This is a genomic window from Serratia sp. CY84636 (assembly GCF_052166245.1).
Classification (GTDB): domain Bacteria; phylum Pseudomonadota; class Gammaproteobacteria; order Enterobacterales; family Enterobacteriaceae; genus Serratia; species Serratia nevei.
Window position 1 is genome coordinate 198,355 of sequence record NZ_JBJNOX010000009.1, and the last position, 12,298, is coordinate 210,652.

Consider the following 12,298-nt stretch of genomic DNA (forward strand, 5'->3'; position numbering starts at 1 on the left):
GAGCCATGGCTCAGGTTGGTATCTTCGTGGGAACGGTCTACGGCAATTCGCTGCTGGTGGCGGAAGAGGCGCAAAACATCCTCAGCGAGCAGGGCCATGAGGTCAAACTGTTCGAAGAGGGCACGCTGGAGGCCTGGCAGTTTTATCGTCAGCACTACGCGCTGGTGATCACCTCCACCACCGGGCAGGGCGATCTGCCGGACAGCATCGCGCCGCTGTTCCACGCCATTCGCGATCAGGTCGGCTACCAGCCGGAGCTGCGCTATGGGCTGATCGCCCTCGGCGACAGCAGCTATGACAACTTCTGCGGCGCCGGGCGCGCGTTCGACGCGCTGCTGCAAGAGCAGGGTGCCACCCGCGTCAGCGAAGTGCTGGAGATCGATGCGATGGAACAGCCGGAGCCGGAAGTGGCCGCCTGCCCGTGGGTCGAGCAGTGGGGCACGCTGCTGCAATCGTAAAGTAAAAAGGCGCCGCGAAAGGGCGCCTTGGCGATGATGCGGGTCAACCGATCCGCATTATTTGCCGCGGGTGAGTTTTTCCAGATCGGCTTCGATCTCGGCAATCTTGTGCGACACCACGCCTTCGAGATGGCGCAGGTCGTCGAGGATTTTACGCTTCAGATCCACTTCCACCTGATCGCGCTGGCACAGCTGATCCAGTTCGTCGATCACGTAGCGCAGGTTCGGGTTGATCTCGTGAATTTCCTTGTAGCCCTGGCCGGCGTTGTCCGCCACCACGGTTTTACGCTGGCGCGGGTACTTGAACTTCACGCTCTTGGCGAAGAACTCGCCTTTGTCCTTGCGGAAATAGATCTTGAGGATGTCGTTGTTGGCCTCTTGACGCAGGCTATAGCGATCGACGTCTTCCGGTTGATTGATGCCCAAACTCTTCAAGTTATCGTACATACTGCGCCCTCTTTAGATGTGATCGTTATATTCCACGACTGCAATTATGGCGGAAAGCGAGATCTGCGACTGTGACTGCCAGCGAAACGCAGACAAAAAAATAGCGGGTGAATCACCCGCTATTTCAATTTAGTCGATAGTGCGCAATAACTCATTAATGCCGACTTTACCGCGCGTTTTGGCGTCGACTTTCTTGACGATCACCGCGCAGTACAGGCTGTAAGAACCGTCTTTCGACGGCAGGTTGCCGGAAACCACCACCGAACCCGCCGGCACGCGGCCGTAATGGATTTCGCCGGTCTCGCGGTCATAGATACGGGTGCTCTGGCCGAGGTATACGCCCATCGAAATCACCGAGCCCTCTTCCACGATCACGCCTTCCACCACTTCGGAGCGCGCGCCGATGAAGCAGTTGTCTTCGATGATGGTCGGGTTGGCCTGCAGCGGCTCCAGCACGCCGCCGATGCCGACGCCGCCGGACAGGTGAACGTTTTTGCCGATCTGCGCGCAAGAACCGACGGTGGCCCAGGTGTCGACCATGGTGCCTTCGTCGACGTAGGCGCCGATGTTAACGTAAGACGGCATCAGCACGGTGTTACGCGCGATGAACGCGCCCTGGCGCACGGTGGCCGGCGGCACGACGCGGAAACCTTCCTTCTGGAAGCGCGCTTCGTCGTAGTCGGCGAACTTCATCGGCACCTTGTCGTAGTAGCGGGTTTCCGCGCCGTCCATCACCTTGTTGTCGTTGATGCGGAAAGAGAGCAGCACGGCTTTCTTCAGCCACTGATGGGTGACCCATTGACCGTCGATCTTCTCGGCGACGCGCAAGGCGCCGCTGTCCAGCAGGCCGATCACCTGGTTTACCGCTTCGCGCGTTACGGTGTCTACGTTCGCCGGGGTGATGTCCGCACGGCGCTCGAAGGCGCTTTCAATAACGTTCTGTAATTGCTGCATGCTGTTCTCTTTCCTGATGTTGTCGGTAAAAAGTTACTTGTATCACATTTTATCGTTTGGGGTGAGGGCCTCTGTCAACCGTTGCTCCAACTTTCTGCGCGTTTCCTGATCGAGCGCGCGTCGCTCGCCGTCGGCCAGGATAAACAAGTCCTCGACCCGCTCGCCGATGGTGGTAATGCGCGCGCCGTGCAGCGACAGCCCCAGGTCGGCGAACACTTCGCCCACCCGCGCCAGCAGGCCGGGCTGGTCAAGTGCGATCAGCTCCAGGTAGCTGCGGCGATCGGTGTGGGTCGGCAGGAAGGTCACCTCGGTCGGCACGCTGAAATGACGCAGCTTGGAAGAAGGCCGGCGCACGCGCGGCGGCTGGTACTCCCGCTGGGTGATGGCCTGCAGCAAGGCCTGGCGGATCGCCGCGTGGCGATCCTGCGCCAGCGGGCTGCCGTCCGGCTCCAGCACGATAAAGGTGTCCATCGCCATGCCGTCGCGGTTGGTGAAGATCTGCGCATCGTGCACGCTCAGATTGCGGCGATCCATCTCGCCGGCGACGGCGGCGAACAGGTAGGGGCGATCCGGGCTCCAGATAAAGATCTCGGTGCCGCCGCGCGTCGCCTGGCGGCTGACCAGCACCAGCGGCTGGGTGGAGTCGTGGGCCAGCAGGTGACGGGCGTGCCAGGCCAGCTGGTTCGGCGAGTGGCGCAGGAAATAGTCGGCGCGGCAGCGGCTCCAGATGCGGTGTAGCGCCTCTTCGTCGATGTTGTCCATGCGCAGCAGCGCCAGCGCCTGCAGGCGGTGATGGCGTACGCGTTCGCGCAGATCCGGGCTGTTCTGCATGCCGCGGCGCAGCTGCTTCTCGGTGGCGAAGTACAGCTCGCGCAACAGGCTCTGTTTCCAGCTGTTCCACAGGGTTTCGTTGGTGGCGCAGATATCCGCCACCGTCAGGCACACCAGGTAACGCAGGCGGGTTTCGCTCTGCACTTCGCTGCTGAACTGCTGGATCACCGTCGGATCCTGGATATCGCGGCGCTGCGCGGTGACCGACATCAGCAGGTGCCAGCGAACCAGCCAGGCCACCAGTTGGGTTTCGCGCGAGTTAAGGCCGTGCAGTTCGGCGAACTCCACCACGTCTTCCGCGCCGAGGATCGAGTGATCGCCGCCGCGCCCTTTGGCGATATCGTGGAACAGCGCCGCTAACAGTAATAATTCCGGGTGCGGCAGGCGCGGGTACAGCTCTACGCACAGCGGATGGCGTGGCCGGGTTTGCGCATCGGCGAAGCTCTCCAGCTTTTGCAGCACGCGGATGGTGTGTTCATCGACGGTATAGGCGTGGAACAGGTCGAACTGCATCTGGCCGACGATCTTGCCCCACTGCGGCATATAGGCCCATAGCACGCTGTGACGGTGCATCGGCACCAGCGCGCGCGAGACCGCGCCGGGGTGGCGCAGAATGGCCATAAACAGATCGCGCGCTTCCGGAATGGTGCACAGCGGCTGTTTCAGATGGCGGCGGGCGTGGCGCAGCTGGCGCACCGTGGTGGAATAAATGCCCTTGATCTCGCGGTTGCGCACCATCAGGTAGAACATGCGCATGATGGCCTGCGGCTCGCGGATAAACAGCGTTTCGTCGCGCAGATCGATCAGATCGCCGCGCAGCTGGAAATCGTCGTTCAGCGGGCGCGGCTTCTCGGTGGCGTCCAGCGCCAGGATGGCTTCGTCGAACAGCTGCAGCAGCATGTGGTTCAGCTCGCTGACGCGCCGCGTCATGCGGTAGAAGTCTTTCATCATGCGTTCGACCGGCTCGTTGCCTTCGCCTTCATAGCGCAGCAGCTGCGCCACGCTGAGCTGGCGATCGAACAGCAGGCGGTTGTCGTAACGCGGCAGCACCAGATGCAATGCGAAACGGATGCGCCACAGGAAGCTCTGGCACTCGTTCAGCTCGTTGCGCTCGGCCTGGGTGAGGAAACCGAAGCCGACCATTTCGTCCAGCGAGGTGGCGCCGAAGTGGCGCCGCGCCACCCACAGCAGGGTGTGGATGTCGCGCAGGCCGCCAGGGCTGCTTTTGATATCCGGCTCCAGGTTATAGCTGGTGCCGTGGTAGCGCTGGTGGCGCTCCTGCTGTTCGTTGACCTTGGCGTGGAAAAACTGCGGCGAGGGCCAGAAGCCGTCGCTGAAGATATGTTTTTGCATCTGCAGGAACAGCGCGACGTCGCCGCAGATCATGCGCGATTCGATCAGGTTGGTGGCCACGGTCAGATCCGCCAATCCCTCCAGCAGACATTCTTCCAGGGTGCGCACGCTGTGGCCCACTTCCAGCTTGAGATCCCACAGCAGGGTGATGAATTCGCCGACTCGCTGCGACTGTTGTTCCGTCAGCCGGCGCTGGCTGAGCACCAGCACGTCGATGTCCGACAGCGGGTGCAGCTCGCCGCGGCCGTAGCCGCCGACCGCCACCAGCGCAGTTTCCGGGATATCTTCGAAGCCGTAGAAGGTCCACAGCCGGCGCAGCAGGCGATCGATGAAGTCGCTGCGCGCCGCCACCAGGCTTTCGGCGCTGGCACCGGCGTCGAACGCTGCCGCCAGCCACAGCTGGAATTGCTCCAGCCGCTGTTTCAGCACCGGACAGGTGAGCTCGTCGTTGCCGTAGGTGCTGGGGGAAGCGGGCGGCATCGGCACGGCCGGGGCCGCTTGTTGAAGGAGATTGTCAGACATAGTGCGCAGCCCATAAAAAAGGCCGGCAAAAGCCGGCCTGGTGATATTCTGCACGCGGCGTTCGCCGCGGTGCTTACATCTCGTGCGTAATGATGTTGGGGATGGTGTCATCCTTGCGCAACGTCATTATCTCGCAGCCGTTATCAGTGACCACAATAGTATGCTCATACTGCGCCGACAAGCTGCGATCTTTGGTTTTTACCGTCCAGCCGTCTTTCATGGTGCGGATGCGGTAGTCACCGGCGTTGACCATCGGTTCGATGGTGAAGGCCATGCCCGCCTGCAGGACCACGCCGCCGTCATCGGCATCATAGTGCAGCACCTGCGGCTCTTCGTGGAACACTTCGCCGATGCCGTGGCCGCAGTACTCGCGCACCACGGAGAACTTCTCGGCCTCGACGAATTGCTGGATAGCCTTGCCCAGGGTGCGCAGGCGGATGCCCGGCTTGACCATCTTCAGCGCCAGATACAGGCTTTCCTGAGTGACGCGGCACAGGCGCTCGCCCAGAATGGTCGGTTTGCCGACGATGAACATCTTCGAGGTGTCGCCGTGGAAACCGTCTTTAATTACGGTCACGTCGATGTTGACGATGTCGCCGTCCTTCAGCGTTTTGTCATCGCTCGGGATGCCGTGGCACACCACTTCGTTCACCGAGATGCACACGGATTTCGGGAAGCCGTGGTAGCCGAGGCAGGCGGAAATGGCCTGCTGCTCGTTGGTGATGTACTCGTGACAGATACGGTCCAGTTCGCCGGTGGTCACGCCAGGTTTGACGTGCGGCTCGATGATTTCCAGCACTTCGGCGGCCAGGCGGCCGGCCACGCGCATTTTTTGGATGTCATCAGGTGTTTTAATTGAGATTGCCATGAAATTCGTCCGCAGGTGTCGTTATCGTCGACAATAAGAAGCAGTGACTTATGGTATCAGCCCGGCCGGAGGCTGCCAAATTTCATTTCCCGATGCCCGGCGCAAAGCAACAAAAGTTGGTGTCTGCAGCGGGTTTATGGTATAAAGCGCGCCGGCGATCCGCGACTTGGTTCTTGTGACCTGGCAGGAATTGGCCGAAAATACTTTAACTGCACTCATTTTGTGTAAATAACACACACGTATCGGCACATCCGCCGGGGTGCCCTGAGGTGACTTGTCGCCGCCAGGGTCGGCGCTATGGGATACGTGGAGGCATAACCCCAATTAATCTATAGAGGTTTAATCATGGCAACTGTTTCCATGCGCGACATGCTCAAGGCTGGTGTTCACTTCGGTCACCAGACCCGTTACTGGAACCCGAAAATGAAGCCTTTCATCTTCGGCGCTCGTAACAAGGTTCACATCATCAACCTGGAGCAGACCGTACCAATGTTCAACGCCGCTCTGGCTGAACTGAGCAAGATCTCTTCCCGTAAAGGCAAGATCCTGTTCGTTGGTACCAAGCGCGCAGCAAGCGAAGCGGTAAAAGACGCTGCTAACAGCTGTGACCAGTTCTTCGTGAACCACCGCTGGTTGGGCGGCATGCTGACTAACTGGAAAACCGTTCGTCAGTCCATCAAGCGTTTGAAAGATCTGGAAATCCAGTCTCAAGACGGCACCCTGGACAAGCTGACCAAGAAAGAAGCGCTGATGCGCACTCGTGAACTGGCCAAGCTGGAAAACTCCCTGGGCGGTATCAAAGATATGGGCGGTCTGCCAGACGCACTGTTCGTTATCGATGCCGATCACGAGCACATCGCGATCAAAGAAGCCAACAACCTGGGTATCCCGGTATTCTCTATCGTTGATACCAACTCCAACCCAGACGGCGTTGACTTCATCATCCCTGGTAACGACGACGCAATCCGTGCAGTAAACCTGTACCTGACTGCCGTTGCTGCCGCTGTGCGTGAAGGTCGTTCTCAAGATCTGGCCGTTCAGGCGGAAGAAGGCTTCGTAGAAGCTGAATAATAAGGCAAGCTCGTCACTGAGCCCTTATTAACCAGGTATTGACATATGTTGGTTAGGGGGGCCTGTAAAGGCCCCCTTTGCTTATCTGAATGAGAACTGTCTCCACGCGAGATAACCGAGGAAAAATAAATGGCTGATATTACCGCTGCCCTGGTAAAAGAACTGCGCGAGCGTACCGGCGCTGGCATGATGGATTGCAAGAAGGCGCTGGTTGAATCCAACGGCGACATCGAACTGGCAATCGAAAACATGCGTAAGTCCGGTGCGATCAAAGCCGCTAAAAAAGCAGGCAACGTGGCTGCTGACGGCGTGATCAAAACCAAGATCGAAGGCAACTACGGCATCATTCTGGAAGTTAACTGCCAGACTGACTTCGTAGCAAAAGACGCCGGTTTCCAGGCGTTCGCCGACAAAGTGCTGGATGCCGCTATGGCCGGCAAAATCACTGACGTTGACGTGCTGAAAGCACAGTTCGAAGAAGAGCGCGTAGCGCTGGTGGCAAAAATCGGCGAAAACATCAACATTCGTCGCGTTGCTTCCCTGGAAGGCGAAGTGCTGGGCAGCTACCTGCACGGCGCGCGTATCGGCGTACTGGTTGCGGCTAAAGGCGCTGACGAAGAGCTGGTTAAGCAAATCGCAATGCACATTGCGGCAAGCAAGCCAGAGTTCGTGAAGCCAGAAGACGTGTCTGCTGAAGTGGTAGAAAAAGAGTACCAGGTTCAGTTGGACATCGCCATGCAGTCGGGCAAGCCGAAAGAAATCGCAGAGAAAATGGTTGAAGGCCGCATGAAGAAATTCACCGGCGAAGTTTCTCTGACCGGTCAGCCTTTCGTTATGGATCCGAGCAAATCCGTTGCTCAGGTGCTGAAAGAGCACAACGCTGACGTGACCAACTTCATTCGCTTCGAAGTGGGCGAAGGCATCGAGAAAGTCGAAACCGACTTCGCTGCTGAAGTTGCCGCGATGAGCAAACAGTCTTAATGACTGTCGATGGAACCGCCGTCTGGCGGTTCCATACTATCCAGCCAGAATTACACCGGTGGCAGGCCCTGCAGCGTGATTCTCACCTCAGGCGCGTTTCATCGGCTGAAATCCCCAATACTAATACTGCTTCTTAGGACAGAACACCATGGCAACCAATGCAAAACCCGTATATCAGCGTATTCTGCTTAAACTGAGTGGCGAAGCCCTGCAAGGTGCAGAAGGTTTTGGTATCGACGCCAGCGTTTTGGATCGCATGGCTCAGGAAGTGAAAGAGCTGGTCGAACTGGGAATTCAGGTCGGTGTAGTTATTGGCGGCGGGAACCTGTTCCGCGGCGCGGGCCTGGCGCAAGCCGGCATGAACCGCGTAGTGGGCGACCACATGGGAATGCTGGCTACCGTGATGAACGGCCTGGCTATGCGTGATGCACTGCACCGTGCCTATGTGAACGCCCGCCTGATGTCGGCGATCCCGCTGAACGGCGTATGTGACAATTACAGCTGGGCAGAGGCTATCAGCCTGCTGCGCAACAACCGCGTGGTGATCTTCTCCGCCGGTACCGGCAACCCGTTCTTCACCACCGATTCCGCCGCTTGCCTGCGCGGCATCGAGATCGAAGCGGACGTGGTGCTGAAAGCCACCAAAGTGGATGGCGTATACTCCGCCGATCCGGTGAAAAACCCGGATGCGACGCTGTATGAACAATTAACCTATCAGGACGTGCTGGAGCGCGAGCTGAAAGTGATGGATCTGGCGGCGTTTACGCTGGCCCGCGATCACGGCTTGCCGATCCGCGTGTTCAACATGAACAAGCCTGGCGCGCTGCGCCGCGTGGTGATGGGTGAGAACGAAGGTACGCTGATCAGCAAATAAGGCTGTTCACACCCCTTTTTCGGTGCGCGTGACGCCAGGCGCCGCGCGCTCTCCGAGTACGATTACGGGCTATACTTGAGTATCGCCTGCCAAGTAACCAGCTTCCAAGGGTTTGCAACGTGACTAATGAAATCAGAAAAGATGCTGATTCACGCATGGAAAAAAGCGTAGAAGCATTCAAAAACCAAATCAGCAAGATCCGCACCGGCCGCGCTTCTCCAAGCATTCTGGACGGCATCATGGTGGAATACTACGGCGCCGCTACGCCGCTGCGCCAGCTGGCCAACGTGACCGTGGAAGACTCCCGCACGCTGAAAATCAACGTGTTCGACCGCAGCCTGAGCCAGGCCGTTGAGAAAGCGATCATGAGCTCCGATCTGGGCCTCAACCCGTCTTCCGCCGGCTCTGACATTCGCGTTCCGCTGCCTCCGCTGACCGAAGAACGTCGTAAGGATCTGATCAAGATCGTACGCGGCGAAGCCGAGCAGGGCCGCGTAGCGGTGCGTAACGTGCGTCGCGACGCTAACGACAAGGTCAAGGCGCTGCTGAAAGACAAAGAGATCAGCGAAGACGAAGAACGTCGTTCACAAGACGAGATTCAGAAAATGACCGACGCTTACATCAAGCTGGTCGATGCCGCGCTGGCAGAGAAAGAAAAAGAGCTGATGGATTTCTAATCAGCATCGCGCAGAAAAAAAGCGTCGCCTGGGCGGCGCTTTGTTTTTTGTGGCGCAGATCCCGTTTCATCGTACTGAAAGATCATGGACAAGCGGTGTCCAAGGTTCCACACTGGAGCACCTCCGATCTCATCAGACAGTTATTCAGAGTGAACTCATGAAGCAACTGACCATTCTTGGCTCGACCGGCTCGGTAGGGACCAGCACCCTGGCCGTGGTCAGGGCTAATCCCGACCGTTTTGCGATCAAAGCACTGGTGGCCGGCCGCAACGTCGCGGTCATGGCGCAGCAATGCATGGAATTCCGGCCCGCCTTCGCCGCGATGGCTGAGGAAAGCGCCGCTCGCGAGCTGAGCGCCATTCTGGCGGAAAACGGCGTCGCTACCGAGGTCTTGGCCGGGGAACAAGCGGCCTGCGAACTGGCGGCGTTGGATGACGTCGATCAAGTGACGGCGGCCATCGTCGGCGCCGCAGGGCTATTGCCGACGCTGGCGGCGATCCGCGCAGGCAAGCAGGTGTTGCTGGCCAACAAAGAGTCGCTGGTCACCTGCGGCCGTCTGTTTATGGACGCGGTTCGGCAAAGCCAGGCGCAGCTGCTGCCGCTCGACAGCGAGCACAATGCGATTTTTCAGAGTTTGCCTGAGAGCATTCAGCGTCAGTTGGGATACTCTTCCCTGGACAGTCATGGCGTTTCGCGCATCGTGCTTACCGGCTCAGGCGGCCCGTTCCGCACCACGCCGCTGGAGCAGTTCGCCGCGATGACCCCGGATCAAGCCTGTGCCCACCCGAACTGGTCGATGGGCCGCAAGATCTCGGTGGACTCCGCCACCATGATGAACAAAGGTCTGGAATACATTGAGGCCCGCTGGCTGTTTAACGCCTCGGCCGAGCAAATGGAAGTGATCCTGCACCCGCAGTCGGTGATTCACTCGATGGTGCGCTATGCCGACGGCAGCGTGCTGGCGCAGCTGGGTACGCCGGATATGCGCACGCCGATCGCCCATGCGATGGCGTATCCGCAGCGCGTAAACTCCGGCGTGGAAGCGCTGGACTTCTGCCGCATCGGTTCGCTGACCTTCGCCGAACCGGAGCGCGAGCGCTATCCTTGCCTGTATTTGGCGATCGAAGCGTTCGACGCCGGCCAGGCGGCGACCACCGCACTGAACGCGGCGAATGAAATCGCCGTGGCGGCATTTTTGCAGCAGCAGATTCGCTTTACCGACATTGCCGCGGTCAACCGGCAGGTCGTCGAGCGCCTCGCGCTGCAGGAACCGACGTGCATCGAAGCGGTCTTAGACATTGACCGCCAGGCGCGCGCCGCCGCCGAGGAGCGCGTTCGCGCGTTGCGCGGTTGAGCACGGCGATTATCCGATTTTGCTCGTAATTCGCGTATGCCGCAGCGGGGCCGTTTGTTCATGCTCCGCTGAGGTGGTATAGTCTGCGCCACCTGTCAGCGGTTATACCGTTGAATTATGGCCCGATTGGCGCCCTGTGCGTCAATGGCGACCCGGCTGCGCCGGGCATCGCGAGGGCAGGCTGAAAGCCGTGTCGGGCACACGGCTTTTTTTGCGCGTAAGGGCCTGATGTTCCGGAAAGGCAGTTATATTTCTATTGAGGAAATAAGTACGAGTTATGTCGTCCGCAAACCAACAAGAGGCTAATCCATCTTCCCCGGGGCCGCGCCATGTCGCCATCATCATGGACGGTAACGGACGCTGGGCCAAACGTCAGGGCAAGTTACGTGTCTTCGGTCATAAAGCAGGGGTGAAATCGGTTCGCCGCGCGGTCAGTTTTGCCGCCAGCCACCATTTAGATGCGCTCACGCTTTATGCCTTCAGCAGCGAAAACTGGAACCGTCCGGTGCAGGAAGTCTCCGCCCTGATGGAGCTTTTTGTCCGTGCTCTGGATAGTGAAGTAAAAAGCCTGCATAAACATAACGTCAGGTTGCGGGTGATCGGCGATATCAGCCGGTTCAGCTCGCGTTTGCAGGAGCGGATCCGCCGCTCTGAAGCGCTGACGGAAAATAACGATGGCCTGACGCTCAATATCGCTGCCAACTACGGCGGCCGTTGGGATATCATTCAGGGAGTAAGGGAGCTGGCCGAACGGGTACGGGTGGGAGAGTTGCACCCGGATCAGATCAGCGAGGAATTATTGAGCGAGCGGGTTTGCATGAGCGACCTGGCGCCGGTGGATCTGGTTATCCGCACCGGTGGCGAGCATCGCATCAGTAACTTCCTGCTGTGGCAAATCGCCTATGCTGAACTTTACTTTACGGATGTGCTCTGGCCTGATTTCGATGAACTTGTCTTTGAAGGTGCGCTGAATGCATTTGCACAACGTGAGCGCCGCTTCGGGGGAACAACACCTATCGGCGCCGATGCGTCCTAGGGAGAACTTTTGCTGAAGTATCGCCTCATAACTGCTCTGATTTTAATCCCGATCGTTATCGCGGCGCTGTTCCTGTTGCCGCCGCTGGCCTTTGCTCTGGTAACGCTCGTCGTGTGCATGTTAGCAGCCTGGGAGTGGGGCCAACTGGCCGGTTTTACCTCCCGTTCGCAGCGCATCTGGCTGGCGATACTGTGCGGTTTTCTGCTGGCGCTGATGATGCTCAGCGTTCCCGCGTACCATCAATCCGTGCCGCAGGTGAGCGGCTCGCTGTGGCTGTCGCTGGTCTGGTGGCTGGCGGCGCTGCTGCTGGTGCTGTTCTACCCCGGCTCGGCCGCTATCTGGCGCAACTCGCGCCCGCTGCGCCTGCTGTTCGGCCTGCTGACCATCGTGCCGTTCTTCTGGGGCATGCTGGCGCTGCGCCAGTACGGCTACGAGCAAAACCCGTTTACCGGCGCCTGGTGGCTGCTGTACGTGATGCTGCTGGTGTGGGGCGCGGATTCCGGCGCCTACATGTTCGGCAAGCTGTTCGGCAAGCATAAGCTGGCGCCGAAGGTCTCGCCGGGCAAAACCTGGGAAGGGCTGATCGGCGGGTTGTTGACGTCGGCGGTAATCTCCTGGCTGTTCGGCCGCTATGCGCCACTGAACGTGGTGCCGACCACCCTGTTGGCCTGTTCGGTGCTCGCCGCGCTGGCTTCGGTGCTGGGCGATTTGACCGAAAGCATGTTCAAACGCGAAGCAGGCATCAAGGACAGCGGTCATTTGATCCCCGGTCATGGCGGCATACTGGATCGTATCGACAGCCTGACCGCGGCGGTGCCGGTGTTTGCCTGCCTGATGCTGTTGGTGTTTTAATCCGTCGATGACGGAAAGTG

12 protein-coding genes are annotated in these 12,298 nt (G+C 59.1%); 8 read left to right on the forward strand and 4 right to left on the reverse strand.

Translation table 11 applies throughout. From position 1 onward, the window contains the following. Positions 1–5 precede the first annotated feature (5 nt). Positions 6–458, forward strand: coding sequence for a flavodoxin (locus tag ACJ8QI_RS21165; protein ID WP_033654121.1), 453 nt, complete (start codon positions 6–8; stop codon positions 456–458). Positions 459–515: 57 nt separating this feature from the next. Here the strand turns inward: ACJ8QI_RS21165 and ACJ8QI_RS21170 are convergent, their stop codons facing one another. The 4 genes from ACJ8QI_RS21170 to map form a co-directional block, all read right to left on the reverse strand. Further along, the gene (locus ACJ8QI_RS21170; protein WP_004931929.1) at positions 516–905 is read right to left on the reverse strand and encodes a DUF3461 family protein; all 390 of its coding nucleotides are present in this window, start codon (positions 903–905) and stop codon (positions 516–518) included. A gap of 129 nt (positions 906–1,034) precedes the next feature. Continuing rightward, positions 1,035–1,859: a 2,3,4,5-tetrahydropyridine-2,6-dicarboxylate N-succinyltransferase gene (gene dapD, locus ACJ8QI_RS21175; RefSeq protein ID WP_004931932.1), complete on the reverse strand. Its 825-nt coding sequence runs from the start codon at positions 1,857–1,859 to the stop codon at positions 1,035–1,037. 42 nt (positions 1,860–1,901) lie between these two features. Continuing rightward, positions 1,902–4,565, reverse strand: coding sequence for a bifunctional uridylyltransferase/uridylyl-removing protein GlnD (gene glnD / locus ACJ8QI_RS21180; RefSeq protein WP_047730854.1), 2,664 nt, complete (start codon positions 4,563–4,565; stop codon positions 1,902–1,904). Positions 4,566–4,638: 73 nt separating this feature from the next. Then, positions 4,639–5,433 carry a type I methionyl aminopeptidase gene (map, locus tag ACJ8QI_RS21185; protein ID WP_004931936.1) on the reverse strand — a complete coding sequence of 265 codons (795 nt, stop codon included), beginning with the start codon at positions 5,431–5,433 and terminating at the stop codon, positions 4,639–4,641. A gap of 345 nt (positions 5,434–5,778) precedes the next feature. Between map and rpsB the strand changes: the two genes are divergently transcribed. The 7 genes from rpsB to cdsA all read left to right on the forward strand — a co-directional run bounded on the left by rpsB (position 5,779) and on the right by cdsA (position 12,278). Beyond that, positions 5,779–6,504 carry a 30S ribosomal protein S2 gene (rpsB, locus tag ACJ8QI_RS21190; RefSeq protein WP_016929891.1) on the forward strand — a complete coding sequence of 242 codons (726 nt, stop codon included), beginning with the start codon at positions 5,779–5,781 and terminating at the stop codon, positions 6,502–6,504. A 129-nt stretch (positions 6,505–6,633) separates the two neighbouring features. Beyond that, a complete protein-coding gene (tsf, locus tag ACJ8QI_RS21195; protein ID WP_033635739.1) occupies positions 6,634–7,485 on the forward strand; it encodes a translation elongation factor Ts in 852 nt (283 codons plus the stop codon). Positions 7,486–7,633: 148 nt separating this feature from the next. After that, on the forward strand, positions 7,634–8,359 hold the full coding sequence (pyrH, locus tag ACJ8QI_RS21200) for a UMP kinase (protein ID WP_004931940.1): 726 nt from the start codon (positions 7,634–7,636) through the stop codon (positions 8,357–8,359). 119 nt (positions 8,360–8,478) lie between these two features. Next, positions 8,479–9,036: a ribosome recycling factor gene (gene frr, locus ACJ8QI_RS21205; protein WP_004931943.1), complete on the forward strand. Its 558-nt coding sequence runs from the start codon at positions 8,479–8,481 to the stop codon at positions 9,034–9,036. Positions 9,037–9,193: 157 nt separating this feature from the next. Next, positions 9,194–10,390, forward strand: coding sequence for a 1-deoxy-D-xylulose-5-phosphate reductoisomerase (gene ispC, locus ACJ8QI_RS21210; protein WP_442533039.1), 1,197 nt, complete (start codon positions 9,194–9,196; stop codon positions 10,388–10,390). A 277-nt stretch (positions 10,391–10,667) separates the two neighbouring features. Continuing rightward, positions 10,668–11,426 (forward strand): (2E,6E)-farnesyl-diphosphate-specific ditrans,polycis-undecaprenyl-diphosphate synthase, encoded by a 759-nt coding sequence (ispU, locus tag ACJ8QI_RS21215; protein WP_049198255.1) that lies wholly within the window; start codon positions 10,668–10,670, stop codon positions 11,424–11,426. 9 nt (positions 11,427–11,435) lie between these two features. Beyond that, the gene (cdsA, locus tag ACJ8QI_RS21220) at positions 11,436–12,278 is read left to right on the forward strand and encodes a phosphatidate cytidylyltransferase (RefSeq protein ID WP_047729987.1); all 843 of its coding nucleotides are present in this window, start codon (positions 11,436–11,438) and stop codon (positions 12,276–12,278) included. Positions 12,279–12,298 lie beyond the last annotated feature (20 nt).

Excerpts from the sequence above, each read along its gene's own strand:
- tsf (WP_033635739.1), top strand. The coding sequence starts at position 6,634 with ATGGCTGATATTACCGCTGCCCTGGTAAAAGAACTGCGCGAGCGTACC.
- ACJ8QI_RS21170 (WP_004931929.1), bottom strand. The coding sequence starts at position 905 with ATGTACGATAACTTGAAGAGTTTGGGCATCAATCAACCGGAAGACGTC.
- map (WP_004931936.1), bottom strand. The coding sequence starts at position 5,433 with ATGGCAATCTCAATTAAAACACCTGATGACATCCAAAAAATGCGCGTG.
- dapD (WP_004931932.1), bottom strand. The coding sequence starts at position 1,859 with ATGCAGCAATTACAGAACGTTATTGAAAGCGCCTTCGAGCGCCGTGCG.
- glnD (WP_047730854.1), bottom strand. The coding sequence starts at position 4,565 with ATGTCTGACAATCTCCTTCAACAAGCGGCCCCGGCCGTGCCGATGCCG.
- ispU (WP_049198255.1), top strand. The coding sequence starts at position 10,668 with ATGTCGTCCGCAAACCAACAAGAGGCTAATCCATCTTCCCCGGGGCCG.
- ispC (WP_442533039.1), top strand. The coding sequence starts at position 9,194 with ATGAAGCAACTGACCATTCTTGGCTCGACCGGCTCGGTAGGGACCAGC.
- rpsB (WP_016929891.1), top strand. The coding sequence starts at position 5,779 with ATGGCAACTGTTTCCATGCGCGACATGCTCAAGGCTGGTGTTCACTTC.
- pyrH (WP_004931940.1), top strand. The coding sequence starts at position 7,634 with ATGGCAACCAATGCAAAACCCGTATATCAGCGTATTCTGCTTAAACTG.
- ACJ8QI_RS21165 (WP_033654121.1), top strand. The coding sequence starts at position 6 with ATGGCTCAGGTTGGTATCTTCGTGGGAACGGTCTACGGCAATTCGCTG.